Source organism: Paenibacillus amylolyticus (genome assembly GCF_047302515.1).
GTDB classification, from domain to species: Bacteria; Bacillota; Bacilli; order Paenibacillales; family Paenibacillaceae; genus Paenibacillus; species Paenibacillus amylolyticus_G.
The window spans coordinates 207,798-230,892 of sequence record NZ_CP168019.1 but is presented as its reverse complement, the minus strand read 5'-3'; the positions used below and the strand labels follow the sequence as shown (position 1 = coordinate 230,892).

Annotated in this window: 20 protein-coding genes; 5 read left to right on the top strand and 15 right to left on the bottom strand. The window is 46.9% G+C overall.

What is annotated here, in order from left to right; genetic code table 11:
- Window position 1: 1 nt before the first annotated feature.
- The 4 genes from ACDJ59_RS01080 to ACDJ59_RS01065 all read right to left on the bottom strand — a co-directional run bounded on the left by ACDJ59_RS01080 (window position 2) and on the right by ACDJ59_RS01065 (window position 3,839).
- The gene (locus ACDJ59_RS01080) at window positions 2-754 is read right to left on the bottom strand and encodes an ABC transporter ATP-binding protein (protein ID WP_036605802.1); all 753 of its coding nucleotides are present in this window, start codon (window positions 752-754) and stop codon (window positions 2-4) included.
- Window positions 755-781: 27 nt separating this feature from the next.
- Window positions 782-2,155 carry a DEAD/DEAH box helicase gene (locus tag ACDJ59_RS01075; RefSeq protein ID WP_076329012.1) on the bottom strand — a complete coding sequence of 458 codons (1,374 nt, stop codon included), beginning with the start codon at window positions 2,153-2,155 and terminating at the stop codon, window positions 782-784.
- A 395-nt stretch (window positions 2,156-2,550) separates the two neighbouring features.
- Window positions 2,551-3,324 carry an SDR family NAD(P)-dependent oxidoreductase gene (locus ACDJ59_RS01070; protein WP_413407336.1) on the bottom strand — a complete coding sequence of 258 codons (774 nt, stop codon included), beginning with the start codon at window positions 3,322-3,324 and terminating at the stop codon, window positions 2,551-2,553.
- Window positions 3,325-3,380: 56 nt separating this feature from the next.
- Window positions 3,381-3,839: a chemotaxis protein CheX gene (locus tag ACDJ59_RS01065; RefSeq protein ID WP_036605799.1), complete on the bottom strand. Its 459-nt coding sequence runs from the start codon at window positions 3,837-3,839 to the stop codon at window positions 3,381-3,383.
- A 456-nt stretch (window positions 3,840-4,295) separates the two neighbouring features.
- On the opposite strand from ACDJ59_RS01065, the gene ACDJ59_RS01060 reads away from it, so the two are divergent.
- Both ACDJ59_RS01060 and ACDJ59_RS01055 read left to right on the top strand, forming a co-directional pair.
- Entirely contained in the window at window positions 4,296-5,198 is a 903-nt protein-coding gene (locus ACDJ59_RS01060) for a LysR family transcriptional regulator (RefSeq protein ID WP_036605798.1), read from the top strand.
- A 30-nt stretch (window positions 5,199-5,228) separates the two neighbouring features.
- Window positions 5,229-6,038 carry a histidinol-phosphatase gene (locus ACDJ59_RS01055; protein WP_413407335.1) on the top strand — a complete coding sequence of 270 codons (810 nt, stop codon included), beginning with the start codon at window positions 5,229-5,231 and terminating at the stop codon, window positions 6,036-6,038.
- Between the two features lie 449 nt (window positions 6,039-6,487).
- Here the strand turns inward: ACDJ59_RS01055 and ACDJ59_RS01050 are convergent, their stop codons facing one another.
- The 6 genes from ACDJ59_RS01050 to ACDJ59_RS01025 form a co-directional block, all read right to left on the bottom strand.
- The gene (locus ACDJ59_RS01050) at window positions 6,488-7,120 is read right to left on the bottom strand and encodes a GNAT family N-acetyltransferase (RefSeq protein WP_413407334.1); all 633 of its coding nucleotides are present in this window, start codon (window positions 7,118-7,120) and stop codon (window positions 6,488-6,490) included.
- A 168-nt stretch (window positions 7,121-7,288) separates the two neighbouring features.
- Complete coding sequence (locus ACDJ59_RS01045) at window positions 7,289-8,020, bottom strand: metallophosphoesterase family protein (RefSeq protein ID WP_413407333.1); 732 nt, start codon at window positions 8,018-8,020, stop codon at window positions 7,289-7,291.
- Window positions 8,021-8,078: 58 nt separating this feature from the next.
- On the bottom strand, window positions 8,079-9,053 hold the full coding sequence (locus tag ACDJ59_RS01040) for a metallophosphoesterase (protein ID WP_047841272.1): 975 nt from the start codon (window positions 9,051-9,053) through the stop codon (window positions 8,079-8,081).
- A gap of 175 nt (window positions 9,054-9,228) precedes the next feature.
- Entirely contained in the window at window positions 9,229-9,993 is a 765-nt protein-coding gene (gene sdhB, locus ACDJ59_RS01035) for a succinate dehydrogenase iron-sulfur subunit (protein WP_036605794.1), read from the bottom strand.
- A 454-nt stretch (window positions 9,994-10,447) separates the two neighbouring features.
- The gene (gene sdhA, locus ACDJ59_RS01030) at window positions 10,448-12,190 is read right to left on the bottom strand and encodes a succinate dehydrogenase flavoprotein subunit (protein ID WP_413407332.1); all 1,743 of its coding nucleotides are present in this window, start codon (window positions 12,188-12,190) and stop codon (window positions 10,448-10,450) included.
- A 43-nt stretch (window positions 12,191-12,233) separates the two neighbouring features.
- On the bottom strand, window positions 12,234-12,902 hold the full coding sequence (locus ACDJ59_RS01025; protein WP_036605792.1) for a succinate dehydrogenase cytochrome b558 subunit: 669 nt from the start codon (window positions 12,900-12,902) through the stop codon (window positions 12,234-12,236).
- A gap of 295 nt (window positions 12,903-13,197) precedes the next feature.
- Here ACDJ59_RS01025 and ACDJ59_RS01020 point away from each other — a divergent pair, with 295 nt between their 5' ends.
- Window positions 13,198-14,121: a LysR family transcriptional regulator gene (locus tag ACDJ59_RS01020; protein WP_413407330.1), complete on the top strand. Its 924-nt coding sequence runs from the start codon at window positions 13,198-13,200 to the stop codon at window positions 14,119-14,121.
- 60 nt (window positions 14,122-14,181) lie between these two features.
- Here ACDJ59_RS01020 and ACDJ59_RS01015 read toward each other — a convergent pair whose 3' ends face one another.
- The gene (locus ACDJ59_RS01015; RefSeq protein ID WP_017692455.1) at window positions 14,182-14,853 is read right to left on the bottom strand and encodes a potassium channel family protein; all 672 of its coding nucleotides are present in this window, start codon (window positions 14,851-14,853) and stop codon (window positions 14,182-14,184) included.
- Window positions 14,854-14,907: 54 nt separating this feature from the next.
- Window positions 14,908-16,227, bottom strand: a complete 1,320-nt coding sequence (locus ACDJ59_RS01010; protein ID WP_413409685.1) for a TrkH family potassium uptake protein — start codon at window positions 16,225-16,227, stop codon at window positions 14,908-14,910.
- Window positions 16,228-16,855: 628 nt separating this feature from the next.
- On the opposite strand from ACDJ59_RS01010, the gene ACDJ59_RS01005 reads away from it, so the two are divergent.
- Window positions 16,856-18,553, top strand: coding sequence for a CPBP family intramembrane glutamic endopeptidase (locus ACDJ59_RS01005; RefSeq protein ID WP_413407328.1), 1,698 nt, complete (start codon window positions 16,856-16,858; stop codon window positions 18,551-18,553).
- Here ACDJ59_RS01005 and uvrC read toward each other — a convergent pair.
- Window positions 18,522-20,609, bottom strand: coding sequence for an excinuclease ABC subunit UvrC (uvrC, locus tag ACDJ59_RS01000; RefSeq protein ID WP_413407327.1), 2,088 nt, complete (start codon window positions 20,607-20,609; stop codon window positions 18,522-18,524). The two genes, ACDJ59_RS01005 and uvrC, sit on opposite strands and share 32 nt — an antisense overlap.
- A 473-nt stretch (window positions 20,610-21,082) precedes the next feature.
- Window positions 21,083-21,400: a thioredoxin gene (trxA, locus tag ACDJ59_RS00995; protein WP_017692451.1), complete on the bottom strand. Its 318-nt coding sequence runs from the start codon at window positions 21,398-21,400 to the stop codon at window positions 21,083-21,085.
- A 262-nt stretch (window positions 21,401-21,662) separates the two neighbouring features.
- On the opposite strand from trxA, the gene ACDJ59_RS00990 reads away from it, so the two are divergent.
- Entirely contained in the window at window positions 21,663-21,818 is a 156-nt protein-coding gene (locus tag ACDJ59_RS00990; RefSeq protein WP_017692450.1) for a hypothetical protein, read from the top strand.
- A gap of 180 nt (window positions 21,819-21,998) precedes the next feature.
- Here ACDJ59_RS00990 and dnaI read toward each other — a convergent pair whose 3' ends face one another.
- The gene (dnaI, locus tag ACDJ59_RS00985) at window positions 21,999-22,949 is read right to left on the bottom strand and encodes a primosomal protein DnaI (protein ID WP_036605787.1); all 951 of its coding nucleotides are present in this window, start codon (window positions 22,947-22,949) and stop codon (window positions 21,999-22,001) included.
- Window positions 22,950-23,095 lie beyond the last annotated feature (146 nt).

Genomic DNA, 23,095 nt, shown 5'->3' with positions numbered 1-23,095 from the left:
CTCAATCCCTGCCTTGTACGAGGGAATAGAACATGTGCTCCAGCGTGGCATCCGATTCCCCGAATTGGGAGCGCAGTTCATTCAGCGTCCCTTGAGCAATAACCTGCCCACGGTGCAGAACGATAAAACGGTCACAGTAATTTTCAATCGTGGACAGAATGTGTGAACTGAGCAGGATGGATGATCCCGAAGCTTTCATCTCCAGCATAAAATCAAGCAAGGAACGGATACCCAGCGGGTCCAACCCCAGGAAAGGCTCATCAATGATGTACAGTGGTGGTCCGGCCACAAAAGCACACATGATCATGACTTTTTGTCTCATCCCCTTGGACAGGTGAGTCGACAGACTTGTACTTTTCTCATTCATACGGAACAGTTCCAGCAGTTTCTCCGTACGTTGTTTGAAATCAGCCTCCGACACATTGTACGCTCTTGCCGTAAACTCCAGGTGCTCCATCACCGTCATCTCATCATACAGTTCGGGTGATTCCGGTACAAATGCCATAGCCGATTGGTAGATCTGCGCATCCTCGTCCCGCTTCTTGCCCATCACTCGCACTTCGCCCTGTTGAGGGGTCATCAAGCCGAGGATATGTTTCATGGTTGTGCTTTTGCCAGCACCGTTTAAGCCGATTAGTCCGACCATCTCTCCACGTCCAACTTCCAGATCGATGCCGTGAAGGACCGGGCGTTTGGCACTATAACCTCCGCTTAACCCGCTGATTTGCAGAACAGGCGATTGAACGTTTTCCATCTATCCCTGCACCCCTTTCGTCAGATTCTATTCTTCGGAGCGTGGCGTTTTATCTTTACTCCACTTGGGTGCTCCTTTGTTTTTACGATCCTGGTCGCGCTCCGTGCGGCCTGTATTACCCGTTGGTTTGCTACCTGCTGGACGCGAATTGGAGATTGTAGCTTTGGTTCCCCCATTACGATTGCCCTGACCTGGTTTGCGATCTCTGGATTGTCCTGGTTTTCTGGAGAACGAATGTCCCTCAGGCCGCGTGTCCGGACGCGGGTCAGCCTCCAGTACTTTACCGCCAAAGAGTACACGCTCTGACAGTTCGATTCCGAGTTCGCGTGCGAATTTACGCATAATAAAGATCTGTGTTTCATCCACAATGGACAAAACGATACCCGAACGTCCCATCCGGCCTGTACGACCTGCACGGTGAACATAGTGCTCCGAATCAAAGGCAGGGTCATAGTTAATGACCATTGGCAAACCTTCAATATCCAGTCCTCTGGCAGCCACTTCGCTGGCAATCAGCAACTGAAGTTTGCCATTACGGAAGGCAGACAATACGTTACTGCGGGTCACTTTATCAGCATCCCCATACAGCGCAGCAGCGGACAAGCCCAGATGATTCATTTTTGCTTCAACTTCACCGATATCTTCGGTTGCATTCACAAATACGATCGCCCGATCCGGATTGTACTGTCTAACCAGACGACGCAGCATGTCAATTTTGTTGCGGTTTTCTTCTACAAAATAATAATGCTCAAGGCCCGCAGCCGTAGCTCGATCCGGTTCAATTCCGATCTGCACAGGCTCTTTCATCTCACGCTTTGCGAGTCCAGCCGTATGCTCATCAATGGTTGCTGACAGGAAGATCAGCTGACGGTCCCGCAATGCGCTCTTAAGTACAAAGTTCACGTCACTTACGCCGCCAAGCTGGAATACCTGGTCCGCTTCATCAATGACAATGGTGGAAACGTTGTGCATTTTCAGTTTTTTGAGTGTAATCAATTCCTTCAGTCGTCCCGGTGTACCCACAACCAATTGTGGATGCTCACGCAGCTTCTCGATCTGACGTTTAGCCGCTGCGCCTCCAATCAGTCCCAATACGCCGATCTTACGTTCTTCCGCATAACGCTGCGCTTCACGTACAATTTGCATCGCCAGCTCTTGCGTAGGTGCAATAATGAGTTTCTGCGTACCTTTGATATCCATTTTGATGGATTGTAACAGTGGCAGCAGATATGCCAGCGTTTTTCCTGTTCCCGTCTGGGATTTGGATACGACATCCCGGCCTTCCAAAATAACCGGGATCGTCTGAGCCTGTACAGGTGAAGGTTCGTTAATGCCATGTTTCGCCAAAACGGCCTCCAGATCCTGTTCCACGCCAATTGAAGCAAATGTTTGATTCGTCATGTATGTCCATCCTTTTAATTATTCATTTTGATGTTATATAAGTTCAACTAATGAATATTTACACTGACACTACGAGGACAGAACAACCTTCCGATCACTGTTATCCCCAGATTTCTTTGATTCCTTTTTTCCAAAAGGAAAAATCCGGGGATAAAGGTGCACGCTTCGCTTCTTCAGGTTATTTCTGTCCTCTCCGTTATTGTGTAAAAAGTTTAGTTGAACATATAAGTTGCTTGTATAAAACCGAAGCCTGTCATCACATTACCTTTCATTATATGCGAAAAAAGCCTGTGTACCAAATCTTATTCCAGAATTGTATGTATACACGCCAAAAAAAAGAAAAGCCCCTAGGCGGAGCCTTTCTTTCATTCCGTATATGATGCCTCGTATCACATTTACTTCTGATTCATTACACCGTGCGACAATCGATCTGCAAGACGAGGAAATAGCTGGTACAACCATATGCCAGCAGAAGCAAGTCTTGGCAGATTCACTTCTTCCTTGCGCTTTTTCATCGCCCGAATCATATGACCCGCAACGCCTTCCGGTTTCAACATCATCCAGCGTACATTATTCACATAATTGCCAGAAGGGTCAGCCCGATGGAAAAACGGTGTATCAATCGGACCTGGATTAATCGTTGTCACCATGACTCCAGTCTTGCGAAGCTCCTGACGCAGCGCATTACTAAATCCGAGTACAGCATGTTTCGTTGCTGTATAGGAAGCGGATTTGGCTGTACCGATTTTGCCAGCCATGGAGGCCACGTTCACAATCTGACCTTTGCCACGTTCCAGCATTTGTGGAAGCACTGCTTTGGTGCAGCGGACAATGCCCATGTAATTAACGTCCATCATCTCATCGAATTCCTGTACAGACATCTCTGTCATCGCTGCGAATTTCCCGTAACCTGCATTGTTCAGCAAAATGTCGATTCGTCCGTATTTATGCAATATCGCATCCACAGCTGCCTGAACCTGCTCACTATCCGTAACATCAAGCGTGAGTAATTCATGCGGCCCTTTCAGCGAGGCACCAATCTCTTCCAGCTTGTCCCGTGAACGGGCAGCCAGAATTGGGATGGCTCCTTCTTCTATCAGCATCTGCGCACACAGCGCACCGATACCACTCGATGCACCTGTGATAAACACTACCTGATCTTTCAGCATCCGTGATGTCCTCCCGTATTGAACACATATTGCCTTTTGAGGCGTATGGTTCTATTCTACGAGATCATGACCTGAATATCCATCTCACCAATGCCGTCCATCAGCAAAGGAATACTCAGTGCTTTCGTTGCACTAAATGTAGTCAGATGTTCGGACTTCATCACTTGTGGAGGTGTAATATCAACCACAACACCCTGGTTCGACAGGATGGTGCTGGCGTTACCACTGATCATATTTCCCAGTTCGGAAATCGCACTTTTGCTCATTTCATCCATTTCTGTAATGACAAAACCACCCATCATCGCAGATACAATTTTCAATGCAACTTGTTCATTAATTCCAAATACAATGTTTCCGCTAAGTTGTCCTGTCATTCCGATCACGATCCAGACATGGTCTGCAATGTACTCTACATTTTTCACGCCAAGACTCCCGGTGGAAGGCGAAACCTGGATGAGCTGTTCGAATACGTTCCGTGCCGATTCCAGGAAAGGATTAATCACTTCCGCTTTCACTGTCTATGTCCCCCTCGCACTGGGTTATTGGTCACACACCAAAAGTCCCATATTCATTAAATTTATTATACTTTATCACGTACAAGAATTCATTAAGAATTCGTTAAACCATGTGTACTATAATTTATCGTCATCCGTGGGGCAAATGTTTATAGCTGATTCTAGCGAATAAACAGCGCTTTTCACTTCTTTTGAAGAAAGATTTTCGTTCATTGTGCGTGGCAAAAGGTATTTAGGACTTTATTACTGCTTCTCACAACTGTTAAAAAAATCAAATTCTTGTATTCGCGTTTTTTTCACAGTCTCTTGAACTACTTTTGATCCTGACAATTGCCTTCATTGCTCTGCTGTCCTGAATCACCTATAATTTAAGATAACGGAACAATAACCAGTTACGGGATTTCATCGAACCAAACACTACATAATCAAGAAATTTTGCCTGCAAGGAGGTCACCTATGAACATAAGCCAACTGGAGACACTAATTACCATTTCCAAAACGATGAGCTTCCGCAAAGCGGGAGAACTTCTGAACCTGACCCAGCCTGCCGTCTCGGCCCAGATCAAAAGTCTGGAGGACGAATTCAGCACCGTTCTTGTGGATCGGAACCAACCCGTTACCCTGACAGACCGTGGACAGGTATTCCTGGAGCATGCTGAACGGATGCTCGACATCGTTGATGAGTTAAAACAAAAATTGTCCGATCTTGATGAAACGCCCCAGGGACGTATCGTATTAGGCACAACAACTTCCATTGCTATTCAGATCTTGCCAAGGGTGTTATCCTATTTCCAAGATCAATTCCCGCTGATCAAAACCAGTATCCAGTCCCTTCCTTCATCACAGATCTATACCCAGGTCGAAAATGGTCTGGTGGATATTGGTATCGGTTATCTCACGGAGCGTAATCCCAACCTGAATACATCTGTGCTGTACTATGACACATTTGAACTCGTGGTATCTCCTTCCCATCCGCTGGCGAAGAAAAAACATGCTGCAGTGGATGTGCTCCGGAGTACACCATTGATTCTGCTGTCCCCTGACACAGTAGGACGAAGGTTTACGGAAACCATCTTCAAGAAACATAATATTGAACCTAATATTGTAATGGAGTTGTCGAGCAGCGAAGAAGTGAAACGGATGGTCGAGATTGATCTCGGGGCAGCTGTCATCTCCAAACAATCTGTTGCGCATGAGTTGCGTCAAGGTACATTGCGAATGATACCCTTAAGTGAGCTGGAGGTCAGTCACCCTGTCGGTGTCATCTATAAGTCCAGTCGGTACCTTAACTCAGCGATGCAACAATTCATAAGTGACCTCAAAGGTATGCCGGAAACCCAATTCATCAGTTCAGAATGACAATGAGCCATGAGAAAGGAAGGATTCCATATGAAATTTGATCTTCATACACATCATTTTCGTTGTGGTCACGCAGACGGCAACATCCGCGATTATTTAGAGGCAGGTATTAAGGTAGGACTTCAGGCCATCGGTATCTCGGATCATACGCCGTACTTTGGCAGTGAGCTTGAGCAGGCATTTCCCCGGATCGCAATGGGCAAGTCGGAATTGCAGCATTATGTGGAAGAAGTCCTTGCTCTGAAAGAAGAGTACGCTGGTAAAATCGATGTGCTGCTCGGCATTGAATCCGACTACTTCCCTGCTCATGCAGAATTGTACCGTACCACACTGGGACAGTATCCTTTTGACTATATTATTGGTTCAGTTCATCATACCGAGGATGTGAGTATCTTCAACAAAACTCGGTGGAATGGACTAAGCAATGCTCGCAAAGTTGAAGTGAAAGAGAGCTATTATTCATTAATCCGGGAATCGGCTCGCAGCGGTATGTTCCAGATTCTTGGACATATTGATGCGATGAAAGGAAACTATCCACCTTTCTCCGAAATTATCGCTGATCAGGCCATTGATGAAACGTTGCAGGTCATTGCAGAATCCAACGTAGCGATCGAAATTAACACATCTGGCAAAACCAAACTCAGCGGTGGCTGGTATCCCTCTGATGCCATTCTGGAACGCGCCCATCATTATGGAGTGAAGGTCACCTTCGGATCGGACGCTCATAAACCACAGCGGGTTGCAGACGAGCTGGATGACGTTCGTACACGTCTCAAGGAGATCGGATTCACCGACTGGGTATACTTCAAGCAGAAACAGATGCAGATTGTATCACTGTAAAATAGAGCAAACACAAAGCCCCCCACAGCGCGCTTGTTTACGCCGTGGGGGCTTTGTAGTGTCCTATAAAGGAATTATAACTATATTTTACACGATAACGGAGAGGACAGAAATAACTCGAAGAAGCGAAGCGGTCGCCTAAAAGCTTTCTGAAAGAAAGCTGCATCGGAAGCATACACTATCCCCGGATTTTCCCTTTTCAAAAGGGAATCAAAAAATCTGGGGATAACAGCGATCGGAAGGTTATTCTGTCATCGGAGTGACTGTGTAAAAAATTCAAAAAAAATGAACCCGCTCGCGCGGGTCCCAACAGCATTATCTATTATCAAAAAGGGGGTCATGAGATAAGTTTACCCCCTGTCTGTTAGAGTTCAATTGCAGCTATATTTCAATTGTGTAACAAATGATTGAAGTTCGATTCATTCACGTTTGACTACTCTTACTCTATGTCATTGCGGCTTGTCAGATACCAGGGTTTGCAGGTCTTTTTCCTGAAGCGGTCTGACGTATTGTTCCCGGTACATACTGTACACTTTAACATCCATCAGGGATTCTGATCCCTCGTCATCCTCATCATGCAGTCCGAAGGAGGGAAGACTCCGCTCATAGGACATCCCTATTTTGCTTAGCACCCGTTGTGAAGATACATTGGCCTCATAACAACGTGCTTCCACCCTCCCCAGATGAAGATCGTCAAATCCAAACTGCAGCAGCCGCTGTACCGCCTCGGTAGCCACACCCCTGCCCCAACAGGACCTGTTCAGGATGTAACCAATCTGTGCAGTACCATTCTGATCATTCCAGTGTTGGAATGAGGTGATCCCAATCACCTGTTCCTTGCCTTTCCAGCAGATCCCATAATGTAACGAATCCAGCTTGGCGCTGCTGCTCCGTATCTGGTTCAATAACCGTCTCGCCCGGATTGGCGTGGGCTGGCTTCCCCTATTCACATATCTTATGACTTGAGGATCGGAGAAGAGTTCCGATAATGTGCTGTAATCACTTTGACGTAATGATCGCAGGACAAGACGCTCTGTCCACAAAGCCGGCAGACCTTGAACCAGCATTTTTCGGGTAAGCATGACAATCGCTCCTTTTGCCTAAACGGGCTCTAGTCCGGTAAGACAAGCATGCTCTGATGATGATCCGGCGTAATACCATTTGAACTGATCCACGAACTTTAGTATTCGCATTTTAGTATTAATATATTGCATCATTCAATTCCTCACGCTAAAAGGCCCAGATGCTGACTACTCCTGCAGCCCGCGATAGATACCCGTACGAATCTCACGAATATAGAAATCCAATGCAGGAACATTCGCCGACTGTGCAACCTGTACTTCTCGCTCAATATCATAAGGCACCCTCACAAATTGAACATTGAACGGGGTGTTGTTATCGTTGCAGTCTTCACCCTCCAGAATACAGTAGGAAGCTTGGGGAAGATCGAGTGGATTACCAACACTGCCTGCATTAAACAGTAACTTGCCGTTCATATACTGCAAGTATGCGTTATGCACATCCCCATAACCTACAACATCTGCAATACCTTGCTCAGGCTCATCAGCCGGAGGATCAAACATTGCCAACCTCTTTTCCATCGCGTCCCACGGCTGTACACGATGGTATACACTTTGAGGTGAAGCATGGACCAGACGGATGGTGCGACCGCTCAGTTGAAATTGATGACTGAAGGGTAGGCCCGCCAAGTACGCCAATCGTTCCTCACCCAGCCGCTCTGCTTGCCACGTAAAGTTCTCGTTGTCTTGGTTAACCGCAACCAGTTCATCCCAATTGCCACGGATAACAAGTTCGCACGTTGCTCTCACCTGATCCACAACCTGTACCGGTTCCGGTCCCTTGCCCACGAGGTCACCAAGACAAAAGATTCGCTCTACGCCACGACTTCGGATATCTTTTAACACTGCTTCCCAGGCAGTCATGTTGCCATGAATGTCGGATACAATCGCAATTCTTTCCATCTGGATAACCTCCATTCATGTTGAATCCTTTATGTTTTTATATTCATCTTATATTCTTTTATGTGGTTGATCCTTTAAGCTCAAACACCGTTAATTCTGGTCTGCACAGAAAACGAATGGGCAGTTGAGTCATGCCAAAACCACGATTCACATACACGGGCATCTGTGTCTGGGTGGTGTAATATACCCCCTGGACATCCGTGTAATACAATCCTTGAACATACTTGTGTGAACCTCGCGGAGTTGTCAGTGCCCCGATCCAGGGAAAACGTACCTGTCCACCATGGCTATGACCGGAAAGTTGTAATCCGAAACCATAGGGAGTGGCAATATCGGCATAATCCGGTTCATGCATAAGTAACAATTTCCACACATCATGATCCAATCCCTTGATGGCTTGGGCAGGATCAGGCCTGCCTGTAAGTGCGTCATCAAGACCAGCTATGGCCAGACGTTCGCCCCCTTGTTCAATCACCACATGTTCGTTCCGTAATAAAGTGAATCCAGCTTCACGGAACATGGTTGTCACTTCATTCTGCTGTCCGCCCCGATAATCATGATTCCCCAAAACAGCAAATTTGCCATACTTCGCTTGCATGGAGGCGAGTACCGGAATACATTCACGCATCGGCTCTGCTTCCCTCTCAACTATGTCTCCGGTAAAACAAATCAAGTCCGGTTGCTGCTCCTCAATCGTTGCTGCCAGCTTCTTCAGCTCTTTCACCCCGGTATGAAAACCAAGATGGGCATCGCTGAACTGAACGACACGCAAACCGTCAAATGCCTTTGGAAACTTCGGAAGTTTCAGCTCCACTTGCTTGATCTCCAGACGACGCGGTTCCCATAACCAGGCATAACCTCCTGTAAGCAAACTAGCACCCGCTGTCATCAAAACCATTCGCAATAAGAAACTTCGGCGAGAGGGATCATGATCCTTTTCTTCTCCAGGAAACACAGACTCTTCTGCACCTGATGCTTTGTGCGAGCGCTGGGACGGCGAGTTGTTGCTGCCCTGACGCGGTGTCTCTGCCATATCTCCCCCTCCTTCTACGCTCTTAATCCATCCCCTTAGTATATCATATTCTGCATGGGTAGCCCGGTTCCTCTGCTTCATTACAAAAAGAAGCCGGGATCTCCGGCATGTTGCTGCACGGGATCACGACTTCTTCTAAGTTGCAGATTACACTTCTGCATAAGTTATGACGAGATTATACACCCAACCAGCGTTTGAACATATGCTTGGTCGTTTGTTTGTTCATTTCGGCAATGGAGGTTGTCAGTGGAATGCCTTTTGGACAGGATTGCACACAGTTCTGTGAGTTACCACAGCCCTCGATGCCTCCGTCTTCCATCAACGCTTCCAGACGATCGTCGGCGTTCATCTCCCCTGTTGGGTGAGCGTTGAACAGACGCACTTGGGACAGTGCTGCTGGACCGATAAAGTCTGTTTTCTCATTGACGTTCGGGCATGCCTCCAGACATACACCACATGTCATGCATTTGGACAGCTCATATGCCCACTGACGCTTCTTCTCAGGCATCCGTGGACCTGGACCGAGGTCATAGGTACCATCGATCGGAATCCATGCTTTTACGCGTTTTAGGGCGCTAAACATCCGGCTACGGTCGATGACCAAGTCACGAACCACTGGGAATGTCTTCATGGGTTCGATACGAACGGGCTGTTCAAGCTTGTCGATCAGGGCTGCACATGCTTGACGTGGCTTGCCGTTGATGACCATGGAGCAGGCACCGCAGACTTCTTCGAGACAGTTGGAATCCCAGCAAACGGGTGCAATGGATTTGCCATCTGTATTGACCGGGTTCCGTTGAATCTCCATCAGGGCGCTGATCACATTCATGTTGGGACGGTACGGAAGCTCAAATTCTTCGTTGTACGAAGATGACTCCGGGCTATCCTGACGGGTGATGATAAACTTGACGGTTTTGTTGGCTGTAGCTTGTTCCGCCATATCGTAGTCCCCTCCTCTGGTGACGATGATTGTATTGCTGATGCGCAAAATGGTTTGGGTGCACGAGAGACGCTTCGTCAGCGGAATGCCCCTCTGATCGCTGTTATCCCCGGATTTTTTTGATCAACCCTTCCCAGGGTTAAAATCCGGTGATAAAGGCGAAGAGTATGCTTTCGAAGTAGCTTTCTTTCAGAAAGCTTTCAGCTTCGCTTCTTCTGGGCATTTCCGCTTCCTCCGCTACGTCGTGCACGCAGGGTAACTTTGCTGGAAACTGCACTCCATTCATGCTGGATGGGCAGTATTGAAGTTCTGAAGCATCGCTAGGGCTTTGCTTCTTCTGGGTCTTTCCTTCACTTTGATGGCAGTAACTTTGAAGAAGCTTTGCTTCTCCAAAGTTCTCCTGCCTCTCCGTTCAGGTGTTTAACTATTCATTACATGAATAGTGTGGTACTTCTTAATCCTTGGAGTAATCCCGGATACGTGGCGGGATCAGGGATACGTCTACTGGCTCGTACGAAATTTTCGGGCCTTCCTTCGACCAGCTTGCGATAGTCGTTTTCAGGAACTCTTCGTCATTACGTTCCGTGAAATCCGGTTTGTAATGCGCGCCGCGGCTTTCGTTACGCAGCAGTGCGCCCAGTGTCATTGCTTCTGCCAATTCAATCATGTTCCACAGTTGGCGAGTGAATGCTGCGCCCGGGTTATTCCAACCAGAGCTGTCGTACATGTTGATTTTGCCATAACGCTCTTTCAATTCCTTGATCTTGCCAATCGTGGCTTCAAGCTTGTCGTTGTAACGTACAACCGTCATGTTGGCTGTCATCCACTCGCCAAGCTCTTTATGAATGACATAGGCATTTTCCGTGCCCTGCATTTTCAAGATGCCTTCGTACTTGTCGCTTTGTTGTTTGGTGTGTTTCTCGAAAACGGAAGATGGGATATCAGCGGACGATTTTTTAAGCCCTTTGATATATTCAGCCGCTTTTGGTCCAGCCACCATACCACCATAGATCGCGGATACCAATGAGTTTGCACCCAGACGGTTCGCACCATGGTATTGATATTCACATTCACCAGCTGCGAACAACCCCGGAATGTTAGTCATTTGATTGTAATCTACCCACATGCCGCCCATGGAATAATGGACTGCCGGGAAGATTTTCATTGGGATTTTACGCGGGTCATCGCCCATGAACTTCTCATAGATCTCAATGATTCCGCCCAGTTTAACGTCCAGTTCCTTCGGATCTTTATGAGACAGGTCAAGATAAACCATGTTCTCGCCGTTCACACCCAGACCCATATCTACGCAGACGCTGAAGATTTCACGAGTCGCGATATCACGTGGAACCAGGTTACCGTAGGATGGATATTTTTCTTCAAGGAAGTACCAAGGTTTTCCGTCTTTGTACGTCCAGATCCGTCCACCTTCACCACGCGCGGATTCAGACATGAGACGTAGCTTGTCATCCCCTGGAATGGCTGTGGGGTGAATCTGAATGAACTCCCCGTTTGCGTAATTTACACCTTGCTGATACACCGCACTTGCCGCTGTACCTGTGTTAATTACAGAGTTGGTCGTTTTACCAAAGATGATCCCCGGACCACCACTCGCCAGAATAACCGCTTCTGCCGGGAAGGTCTGTACCTTCATCGTTTTCAGATCCTGAGCCACGATCCCGCGACATACGCCTTCATCATCCAGAACCGCCTGCAGGAACTCCCAGTTCTCATATTTCGTAACCAGGCCCGCTGCTTCCCAGCGACGTACCTGCTCGTCTAATGCATAGAGCAATTGTTGTCCTGTTGTCGCTCCAGCAAACGCCGTGCGGTGATGCTTCGTTCCCCCGAAACGACGGAAATCAAGCAAACCTTCCGGTGTCCGGTTGAACATTACGCCCATACGGTCCATCAGGTGAATGATGCCAGGTGCTGCTTCGCACATCGCTTTAACTGGAGGTTGGTTCGCGAGGAAGTCACCGCCGTATACCGTATCGTCAAAGTGTACCCATGGGGAGTCACCCTCACCCTTGGTATTTACCGCTCCGTTAATGCCGCCTTGTGCGCATACAGAGTGGGATCGTTTAACAGGAACCAGTGAAAATAAATGAACATGGACTCCGGCTTCAGCCGATTTGATCGCCGCCATCAATCCCGCGAGACCGCCGCCCACAATAATTACATTCGTTGATGCCATTGCTGTTCACTCCCTTATAAGTCAGCATTTATACGCTAAATGCTTAAATTAGAACTGTTTTTACTGCGTCAATCATCGAAGTAGCTGTTTGGAAATCAATGCTCCGGAAAGCAAATAGTGAAGCAATAAACATGATGGAAACAATAGCGAACAAGCTCATACATACGTAAGAGGATACACGTTGCGCACGCGGACCAACTGTAATTCCCCAGCTAACGAGGAACGACCACAGACCATTGGCAAAGTGATATGACGCCGCAACCACACTGATCATATATATCGCAAAGGTTATCGGATTCGTCACCGCATCATGTATAACGCCGCCAATCTCTTCATGGGATACATTACCCAGCGCAATCTGTACTCGCGTCTCCCATACGTGCCAGATGACGAATACAAACGTAATAATACCGCTTACCCTCTGTAACGTGTAGCGCCAGTTGCGCTCATTACCGTAACGCCCAACGTTAGGCTTGGCCTGATAGGCAATGTAAAGACCATAAACACCGTGATAGAACAACGGCAACCAGATAAGTAATGCCTCAATTACAATAACAAGAGGCAAACCGTTCAGAAATGCAACGGCACCGTAAAAAGCTTCTTTGCCGCCTTCAACTGCCGTGAAGTTCGTCACCAAATGCTCAACAAAAAACAAACTGAGCGGAATGACGCCAAGCAAGGAGTGCAGCTTTCTGGAGTAAAACCCTTTCATAAAATGTCGATCCCCTTTCGCTAAATACAACGTTTTCATAAATGATTTCACTTATCATGACACGAATCCTTTTCCATGAAAAGGTTCGACAAATTGTTCCGTTTTCCCCAGGTGTGAACAACTTGTGTCACGGTTCATGTTACTCCTTTTTTTCTTATAAGGGAATTGCAATATAATTATTAAATGTTATAACCTATAGGTATAAGCAGTGAAACATTGGGTTTACAGGCTATACAACATGGAAAACGATTGAGCAAGGGCAAGAATCACATTCATGGAAAAGAGGTTATTGTTCATGTTTGAGGAGTTAAATGCATTCGCAGCGGTCGTGGAGCAGTCTAGTCTCAACCGTGCATCCAAGTTACTGAACTTGTCCCAACCCGCACTCTCACGCAAAATTGCCAAATTGGAGGATGAACTCGGGGTTGCCCTGTTCCACCGCCGTGGCAAACGTCTGGAGTTAACCAGTGTGGGCCAGTTCACCTATACCTACGCTGTAGAACAGAAGCAGCAGCAACAGAAGTTCCTCACCATGCTGGCCCAGTATAAAGACGAAGAACAGAGCACCATTACACTCGGAGCCAGTCTGACGACGCTTCAAACTACGTTACCACCTCTCGTCAATGCCTTTATGGAGAAACATCCAAATGCCGAACTGAAACTGTTGACGGGAAAAACACATGAGATTGTCTCGTTTGTACGTGAAAAAAAAGCCGATGTGGGCATTGTCGCCTCCTCCATCAGCGAAGTGGGGCTTAACTGTGTGCCGCTCTTTGACGATCACCTGGAGCTGGTTGTGCCACTTACACACCCCTTGTCCGGTAAGGAAGCCGGGATGGAGCATTTGCAGGATCTGCCGATGATCACGTTCTCCAAAGGCACCTGGTACCGCAAATTAACAGACGATCTCTTCCAGCGCTGTGCCGTGATGCCGGATATTCGCATGGAGATTGATTCCTTCGAAGCGATCATCCGACTTCTGCCTTCCGCCAAAGCTGCTGCTCTATTGCCCAAGTCATATCTTCGTCCACAATTGCTCGCGGACAATGATCTTGTTTCTGTTCATTTGCCTCAATTACAGCAGACCCGCAGAACAACCTGTATGATCTATGGGGAAAAAGAGGACCTCAGCGAGACCTCCAGACAATGGGTCAAGGAGACGGCTGCACTCTTTACAGCAAAGGCGCCATTGCCCTCACGGAGGACTACGACGCCTTAGCTTTGATCTGAATCAGCCAGGTTCTAACGTCTGGCTTCCATATTTAACTCATGATAATTATCAGCTCTCTTGGCTGATAACCTCTTCTTCAAATCGGTCGATATCTGCATTATTACCAATAATGACCATGATATCCCCCATTTGAAGCGAATCCAGTGCCGTCGGAGCGATAATGACCCCAGCTTCTTTCTGTAACGCCACAATGCTGCAACCAAAACGTACACGTGCATTCAGGGTCGAAAGGGTTTTGTTGTGCAGACAGGCGGGAACCTTCATCTCGACAATACTGTAATCATTGGATAATTCAATGTAATCCAGCAAGTTCGGGGTAACCAGCTGGTGGGCAACCCGAATGCCCATATCCCGCTCAGGATAAACGACACGATCAATCCCCAGTTTATCCAATGCGCGTCCGTGAAGGACGGATATGGCCTTGGCCACGACCGTCTTGACGCCCAGCTCTTTTAACAGAATCGCGGTGAGAATGCTTGTCTGAATATCATCCCCGATAGCAACGATACAGCAGTCAAAATTTCGAATACCCAGGGAGCGTAGCACTTCCTCATCTGTGGCATCGGCTACAACGGCATGGGTGACCAATTCACTAATGTCTTCGACGACTTCTTCATTTTTATCGATCCCGAGCACCTCGTAGCCGAGTTCCATTAATTCCTGTGCCAGACTGGAGCCAAACCGCCCAAGCCCAATCACCGCAAACTGCTGTGTTTTCATTGTTCTTCACGAACCCCTTATCCAAATCAATTTCAAAACTCACTAAAAATAGATTTATCCAATAATCATTTTGCCTTCCGGATACCTGTATAACTCTTTACCCTTTTTCTGCCCAAGTGCATACGCTAATGTGATCGGTCCAAGCCTTCCTGCAAACATTGTAAAACAGATCAGGAGCTTGCCCAATGTAGTCAATTTCAGCGTCAGTCCTAGCGATAATCCGACAGTACCAAAGGCTGATGTTGTTTCAAATAAGATCATCATAAAACTGGCGTCTTCTGTGGTACTCAGTGCCATCGTTACAGCTATGATGAACAAAAGCGCCAGCAATGTAATGGTAAGCGCCTTGAAAATCCGTTCCTGTACGAGCCGGTAGCGGAAAAACACGATATCTTCACGTCCACGCATCATGGCGATGACCGCTCCAGCCATAATCATAAATGTCGTTGTTTTGATCCCGCCTCCGGTAGAACCCGGCGAAGCACCAATAAACATCAGAATGATCATAAAGAACTGTGTTGCCTGCCTGAGTCCGGCAATATCTACCGTATTGGCTCCTGCTGTTCGCGGCGTAACGGACTGGAAGAATGAACCGAGAATTTTGCCACCCCAGTTCAGGCCACCCAGTGTCCGCGGATTGCTGAATTCAAATACGAAAATGACAAGTGCACCAAACACAATCAACAATCCAGTCATTAACAGTACAACTTTGGAGTGCAGAGACAACTTCCGCGTTTTACGGTAATCCACCAGGTCTGACAACACCACAAAACCGATACCACCAGAGACAATCAGGAACATTGCTGTAAAATTAACCAACGGGTCATACACATAACCGGTCAGACTGCGGAAATCCCCAAACATATCAAAGCCCGCATTGTTGAACATGGAGATCGCATGCCAATAGCCATAATAGATCGCCTGTCCGACTGGCATGTCGAACGACCAGCGGATGGCAAACAGTGTGCCACATATGCCTTCGATAATGAGTGAGTAAATCACAACTTTACGAATGAGCCGGACGATGCCCTCCATCGTGCTCTGATTCATCGCTTCCTGTAGAATCAACCGTTCTCTAAGCGAAATCCGCCGTTTGAACGCAATGGCAACCAATGTGGACATTGTCATGAAGCCCAGTCCGCCAATCTGAATCAGAATCGCGATTACAACCTGACCCAGCACCGAGAAATGAGTCCCTGTATCGACCACAACCAAACCAGTGACACAAACAGCCGAAGTTGCTGTAAAGAGCGCATCAATAAATGCAAGACTGTTACCGTTACGGTTGGATGCCGGAAGCATTAACAACAGTGTGCCTACCAATATGATGCCAGCAAACCCTAACACAAGAATACGGGGTGGCGATAATCGCATCCATTGAACATTCAGTTTCACTTGAGTATCTTCCACCTCTTCTAAAATGAAAATAACTCCACACCCGTGGAGCCTTCTTCATTTGAAATGCTGTTGCCAAACGTTAAACAAGTATGATTCAGATTAAAACGACATATATAATGAAGTTGGAATATATCCTATTCGTTCCCTTGTTGGGCGAAAGACATGCGAATCATTGCACATTTGTTTCAAAATTATAAGCGCTACAACGTTTGTAGACAAAACGTTTTTTGTGTAAATCGGATCGAATTCAGCCAAAAAGGGAAGAACTCAGATATGGCGATGGATGGATCAGATTCTTTCGGTCCTTTTCATTCATTTTCAAGGATTTACACCTGTTTTCGTTACATCATTGGCATTCGGTGCTTGGCCTGTGCTATGTTAACTTTAATATCCATATTAGTGCGTGTTCAAAAAGGGCGGTTTTCAGTACCAAGAAGATGGGATGAAGATAGAAATGGAGTAGCGGAGCGTAGATCGAGCTACGTGAGCAACGGACATTTCGGCTGAATTCCATATTCGATGCTGATGATGCCGTTAGGCAACCTTCGTAATCAAAAGCGGACTTTTTGAACTACCTCTATCAATAAAGGAGGAACACCATTACATGAATCCCTTAGGGCAGCCTTTGCAACTCAAGGCTAACTTCAAGCGGCTGGGGTTGCTTGCGGCGATTGGCCTGATTCTATTTTTTGTATTTCAGATCTTTCCTGCTACCTCATCACAAACGACAGAAATTTCGTCTACGTCCTTCATAACCAAGGAGCAGGCGAAGCAATCCGCACGATCATTCGCAGCTTCTGTGAATGACTATACATTGCCAAATGATGATGAAAAAACCCTGGTAACCTACCAGACACATTCGGACATCTACGGGTATATGGCCAAAACCAAACAACTTGATACCTATAACCAGAAATGGGAAACAAACTATCCTTACGATGTATTCCGCGTTCGTTTGCCTGATCAACACAAAGGCGGTTATCTTAATGTTGACGTACATATGAAAACAGGAAAAGTCGTCGGCTTCAAACGGGAACTGCCTTCTTCACTCTATACCGCCATTGAGGCGGAGCAGGTTAGTGGACGAGTGACCACATCGCAAGTACTTGCTGAAGGCAATATATCTCTGGACGAGAAACAACAGCTGGTGGCTGGCGTTCTGACCGAATTCGGTTATGAAGTGCCGGCACTTCAACTGGAGACTCGCGATGGTGAAGCGGGACTGAAGTATGTGGATTCTGAAAAAGCCATTGGAGACTCCAAGCTTGAATTGAATTTTACGTTTGAAGAGGGTGCGGTACGATCGTTCGATCCTGGCTTCTCGGTCCCGGAATCCCATACCGATTATGTGAAAGATCAAACGCGTCAAGCCAATTGGATGACTTATGGCGGCTATGCATTCCTGACCTTTGTTCTGGGCGTGCTGGCAATCATCTATAGCATTCTGACCCGAGCACATACGTCTTTCAAACGCGGGATCATTCTCTCGCTGGTGTATTTCGCAGCTTCGGTGATTGGCACGCTGAACATGATTCCTCTGCTCCAGGCACAGGGATTCTCCAACTTCATGTTAGCGTTCCTGATGTTATTTCAGATAGGCATTACGCTGGTCATGAGTGCAACCATCTATCTGTCACTCGTTGCCGGTGACGGCATGTGGCGTAAAATAGGTCTGAACCCTTGGCCTCGTGCCAAAGAACCGGGATACGGAAAATATGTACTTCACAGTATGTATGCTGGTTACCTGTGGGCATTCATTCTACTGGGTGTGCAATCCATCCTGTTCTTCATTCTGGAGCGGAGCATTGGCACATGGTCAACGACGTCAGCAGATCAATCTACATTTAATATGAGCTACGCATGGATCTTCCCGATTATGGCCTGGATGGCCGGTATTGGTGAAGAAGCCGTCTATCGACTGTTCGGCATTCGTATGATGCAGAAGATTGTGCGTAATACATTTATCGCATGTCTGATCCCAACCATCATTTGGGCACTTGGACACACATTGTATCCGATCTATCCAGTAATCACCCGTCCCATTGAGCTGATGGTGATTGGATTGCTGTTCAGTCTGATCATGCTGCGTCACGGCTTCATTGCCGTTGTATTCGCTCATGTGATCTTCGACAGCTTACTGATGGGACTCAGCTTGGTCTTTATGGGCGATGCCCTAAATATGACAGCTGGACTCTTCTGGATTGTACTGCCGGCCATCGTTGGATATGTGGTCTACAAATTCAATCCAAAACAAAAAGAGAAGCCGTATGTTACGACTCCTCATCCCGAAGTGCTGCAATAATCTGATTTGCCAATTTGTCACCAATAGATAGAGGCCGGAAGTCTTCGACGCTGGCCTCTTTTATTTTGCGTAAAGAGCCAAAATGCTTCAACAGCAGCTTACGCCGCTTCTCTCCGATCCCCGGAATGGCATCCAAACGGGACGTCACCATCGATTTACCCCGCTGCTCGCGGTGGAACGAGATCGCAAAACGGTGGACCTCTTCCTGTATCCGCTGCAACAGGTAGAATTCCTGACTATCCCGTGGCAGGGAGATGACTTCCGGTGGATTACCGATCATCAACTGTGAAGTTTTATGCTTCGCATCCTTCACCAGACCACATACCGGAATAAACAGCCCCAGCTCATTTTCCAAAATATCGACCGCAGCCGAGATCTGTCCTTTACCACCATCAACCACAATCAGGTCAGGCTGGGTCAGGTTTTCTTTTAATACCCTCTCGTAACGGCGACGGATGACTTCTCTCATCGTTTCATAATCATCCGGCCCTTCAACCGAACGGACCTTGTACTTCCGATATTCCTTCTTATCCGGTTTACCATCGGTAAATACGATCATGGCAGATACCGGGTTCGTACCCTGAATGTTCGAGTTATCAAACGCTTCAATACGGTGAAGCTGGTCCAATCCAATAAAACGTCCCAGTCCTTCGGCAGCTTTGGATGTCCGTTCTTCATTTCGCTCAATCAAACGGAACTTCTCTTCCAATGCCACACGTGCGTTGTCCACGGCCATCGTGATCATCTGCCGTTTCAATCCACGTTGCGGAATGAGCACTTTAATCTCCAACCACTCCTGTAAAGCAGCAGCAACCTGAGTTGGGTCTTCCAGTCCTGATGGAAGCTTTTCAGTTGAATCAGTTGTATCCGTTATTGGAGCATCCTCTTGCATACTGTCAGGTTGTTCACCTTCTGCCTCAGTGGAACCTCCGTAAGCTGCACGAGTCTCAGCAACCAGTGGTTGGGAAGCGTTACTGTGCTCCACTTGTCCCGTCTGCTCGAATTCTACCGTAACTGCGGCAGATGCTGTTCCGTCTGCATCAGATACCGTATCTGTACTGTCGTCTCCGGTTGACATATCCTTGGGCATTTCCGGCAGCAAAATCTCTTGTGGCAATGCCGGATTATCGCTGTAATACTGTGTTACATAGGACATGAAATCACTGTACGCCTCACCGTAAAACGGGAAGGTTGATACGTGACGTTCAATCATTTTACCCTGACGCATATATAGAATCTGGACACACATCCAGCCTTTATCAATGGCAAAACCAAATACATCACGGTCTCTGGCATCGGCCATCGTAATTTTCTGTTTTTCCATCATCGCATCAATGGCGATTACCTGGTCGCGCAGTTCCTTGGCACGTTCAAAATAAAGATCCTCCGCAGCCTCTTGCATCTTACGCTGCAAATCCTTCTTGATCTCTTCGTGACCACCGCTCAGAAATGAACCAATCTCTTGGGAAATCTGGTCGTACTGCTCCTTCTCCACTTCCTTCACACAAGGGGCAAGACACTGTCCCATGTGATAGTACAGACAGACTTCTTTGGGCATTACACCACATTTGCGCAGTGGATACATCCGGTCTAGCAATTTTTTCGTTTGGTGTGCCGCATACGAGTTCGGATAAGGTCCGAAATATTTGGCTTTATCTTTCAGCACACGCCGGGTTACTTCCAGCCGGGGGTGCTTTTCATTTGTAATTTTAAGATACGGGAATGTCTTGTCATCCTTGAGCAACACGTTGTACCGCGGCATATGTTTCTTGATCAGGTTACACTCCAGAATGAGTGCTTCCATGTTACTGCCCGTCACAATATATTCAAAATCACGGATTTCGGACACCAGCCGCTGGGTCTTTCCGTTATGACTGCCGATAAAATAAGAGCGTACGCGGTTCTTCAGCACTTTAGCCTTACCTACATAGATAATGGTGCCTTCACTGTTCTTCATCAGGTAACATCCAGACATGTCTGGCAGCAAAGCAAGCTTGTGACGAATCTGCTCCAATGCCTTCTCCTGATCCTGCAAAACATTCATGAATTGGTCCATAATTCGGTGAATCCTCCTTCCCGAAGAAAGTATAAATAAAAGGTTACACTAAGCCATTCTGATTACAGTACCGTCTTCCAATCCGTTATCGGTTGTCTCTGAGTCACCTTTTTTTATAAGAAGAAACTAAAGATAATTCACACTGACACTACGATGACAGAACAACCTTCCAATCCCTGTTATCCCCAGATTTTTTTCATTCCCTTTTCTCAAGGGAAAAATCTGCTGATAAAGGGGAACGCTTCGCTTTTTCAGGTTTTTTCTGTCCTCTCCGTTACTGTGTAAATAATTAGTTCCAACTATATATCAGAGATGAATCCGGGATAAACGCGAGCACTTCGCTTCTCCAGATCGGTTCTGTACTCTACATTCAAGTGTAAAAAATATTTTTACTTTATATTGTCCTATATAAAGGTATTCGACGCAAAACGCCCCCGGCATGTAAACCGGAGGCGTATGTGTAAGCCTGTAAATTATTGGTGTTTTGCGATAATTCCTTTGAGCGCATCTTTCGAGTTCAGACCAACCACTTTATCTACTGGTTGACCGTCTTTGAAGAAGATCAAAGTTGGAATGCTCATTACGCCAAAGCGGGAAGCAGATTCCGGATTTTCATCCACGTTAACTTTAGCAATTTTCACTGCATCGCCAACTTCTGTGGACAGCTCTTCCAGGATTGGAGCGAGCATTTTACAAGGACCACACCAAGGCGCCCAGAAATCAACAAGAACCGTTCCTTCGCCTTCTACTTCAGCGTTGAAGGATTGATCGGATACGTTAACAATAGCCATGAAATTGTCCTCCTTATATATACTTACGGTTTATTTTAACCTGTAACGTCGTGAACGACACTTCCAGTATAACACAGGTACGTCAAACTTGTGAATTGAACGCTGCAATGTTCATCTTCCCAACATCAAATCTTCACAATTACAGGATGTGGCATACTAACTGCAAAATCTTTACAAACGCTTTCTTTTCCAAGTATACTAAAATTACTCCGGGTTTCAGCCCCCATACGGGCAAGCTGTTTCCCCATAAGGAGGCAATAACATGGATGCAAATGTGCGGATCAGCGACCCGCGTGAACATGTGAACGAGGAACCCCGCAACGATCTATTTGATCTGATCGCGGGTGTTGCCGGCATGGCTGGCCTGATGACAGTGATCTTTTTCGGTATGGTTATCTTCAAATTCCTCACCGAATAGGACACTCCCAGGTCTCACGCAGGACCAGAAAAGCCCGGTTTTCGCGACAATGCGAAAGCCAGGCTTTTTTTGGGACTACTTTAGCTTTTGATTGCAATCAGCTCAGCTTCTAAATCAAAAGCTCCACCGATAATTTGAAGATTAACCTTGTCCAGAACCATTTCGTTCAATTAGATCGGTTTAACGTTTACCGCGCTGATTCTCACCCCGAACGGAGATGACATCCACGAATGGACGAATCCGGTCCATGAGACGCTGGCCTTTATTCATTTCCTCGCCGTCCCGATTGGTGAAACTAAGATGTTTTTCAAGCCCATCCAGATTGTAATTGGACGTATAGAACGTTGGTTTGCGATTCATCCGATAGTTCAGAATAGACCCCATCACATGATCCCGAACCCAAGGGTTCAGGTTCTCTGCCCCGATATCATCAAAGATGAGCAGATCACAACTTTTCAAAATATCCGTCATTTCCTTCAGCTTCTGCCCTTCACTGATCATGGATTTCAGATCCTCCACAAAGTCAGGCATATAAATAATGACACCCGTGTGGCCTGCAACCGCCAGTTCATGCAACAGGTAACACATCAGAAACGTCTTGCCCGTCCCGAATGTTCCTTCCAGAAACAGTCCTTGCGGAGATAATCCATTCTCCTTGGTCTCGCTAATATACCGAAGTACCTGATTCACTGCCGGAGCACGCATCCGATCCTTGCCCATAATCTCCACGTCGTTGTATCCGGCACTGAGCGCACGCTCGTCCACATAGAAACTGCGAATGCGTTGCTTAATGATATGTTCATTTTGCCGGGCGATATGTTTGGAACAAGGCGCTTTTATATCTATGATTTCGGGTTTACCGTTAAAATGTTCTACTTCCAGTTTGCAAAAGTGGCCCTGAAAATCGTTAGGACAGTTGTCGAGTCCCGGACAATTCGCACAGTTCTTAGAGTCTTTGGCGTACTGAAACAGCTTGCTCAGATCAGTCATGAGCTGTGCATCTTGCAGTTCAGGATGACCTGCGCGGAATTCGCGTACGTACGGATTTTCCATCAATTCCGCCGCAATCCGCCGCGATTGCTCACGAAAGGCAGGGTTCAGCTGCTGAAGCAGTCCTCCCAAGGATTCCATGGCTTCAAGCCCCCTTAATGTTTCAATATAGAATGAACAATGAAGTGTATCCATGGCCATCTTGATGGCATAGGCACTTTCGATCATTAGCAATTCTACTGTTCATTCTATAGAAAAACAACCAATAACTCAACAGATACATCTGG

Bases quoted from the DNA above. Each gene is read 5' to 3' on its own strand.
- ACDJ59_RS01080 (WP_036605802.1), bottom strand. From the start codon at position 754: ATGGAAAACGTTCAATCGCCTGTTCTGCAAATCAGCGGGTTAAGCGGA.
- ACDJ59_RS01060 (WP_036605798.1), top strand. From the start codon at position 4,296: ATGAACATAAGCCAACTGGAGACACTAATTACCATTTCCAAAACGATG.
- trxA (WP_017692451.1), bottom strand. From the start codon at position 21,400: ATGGCTATTGTTAACGTATCCGATCAATCCTTCAACGCTGAAGTAGAA.
- ACDJ59_RS01020 (WP_413407330.1), top strand. From the start codon at position 13,198: ATGTTTGAGGAGTTAAATGCATTCGCAGCGGTCGTGGAGCAGTCTAGT.
- ACDJ59_RS01040 (WP_047841272.1), bottom strand. From the start codon at position 9,053: ATGGCAGAGACACCGCGTCAGGGCAGCAACAACTCGCCGTCCCAGCGC.
- ACDJ59_RS01010 (WP_413409685.1), bottom strand. From the start codon at position 16,227: ATGCGATTATCGCCACCCCGTATTCTTGTGTTAGGGTTTGCTGGCATC.
- ACDJ59_RS01055 (WP_413407335.1), top strand. From the start codon at position 5,229: ATGAAATTTGATCTTCATACACATCATTTTCGTTGTGGTCACGCAGAC.
- sdhB (WP_036605794.1), bottom strand. From the start codon at position 9,993: ATGGCGGAACAAGCTACAGCCAACAAAACCGTCAAGTTTATCATCACC.
- dnaI (WP_036605787.1), bottom strand. From the start codon at position 22,949: ATGGAATCCTTGGGAGGACTGCTTCAGCAGCTGAACCCTGCCTTTCGT.
- ACDJ59_RS01015 (WP_017692455.1), bottom strand. From the start codon at position 14,853: ATGAAAACACAGCAGTTTGCGGTGATTGGGCTTGGGCGGTTTGGCTCC.
- uvrC (WP_413407327.1), bottom strand. From the start codon at position 20,609: ATGGACCAATTCATGAATGTTTTGCAGGATCAGGAGAAGGCATTGGAG.
- ACDJ59_RS00990 (WP_017692450.1), top strand. From the start codon at position 21,663: ATGGATGCAAATGTGCGGATCAGCGACCCGCGTGAACATGTGAACGAG.
- ACDJ59_RS01070 (WP_413407336.1), bottom strand. From the start codon at position 3,324: ATGCTGAAAGATCAGGTAGTGTTTATCACAGGTGCATCGAGTGGTATC.
- ACDJ59_RS01075 (WP_076329012.1), bottom strand. From the start codon at position 2,155: ATGACGAATCAAACATTTGCTTCAATTGGCGTGGAACAGGATCTGGAG.
- ACDJ59_RS01045 (WP_413407333.1), bottom strand. From the start codon at position 8,020: ATGGAAAGAATTGCGATTGTATCCGACATTCATGGCAACATGACTGCC.
- ACDJ59_RS01005 (WP_413407328.1), top strand. From the start codon at position 16,856: ATGAATCCCTTAGGGCAGCCTTTGCAACTCAAGGCTAACTTCAAGCGG.
- ACDJ59_RS01050 (WP_413407334.1), bottom strand. From the start codon at position 7,120: ATGCTTACCCGAAAAATGCTGGTTCAAGGTCTGCCGGCTTTGTGGACA.
- ACDJ59_RS01025 (WP_036605792.1), bottom strand. From the start codon at position 12,902: ATGAAAGGGTTTTACTCCAGAAAGCTGCACTCCTTGCTTGGCGTCATT.
- sdhA (WP_413407332.1), bottom strand. From the start codon at position 12,190: ATGGCATCAACGAATGTAATTATTGTGGGCGGCGGTCTCGCGGGATTG.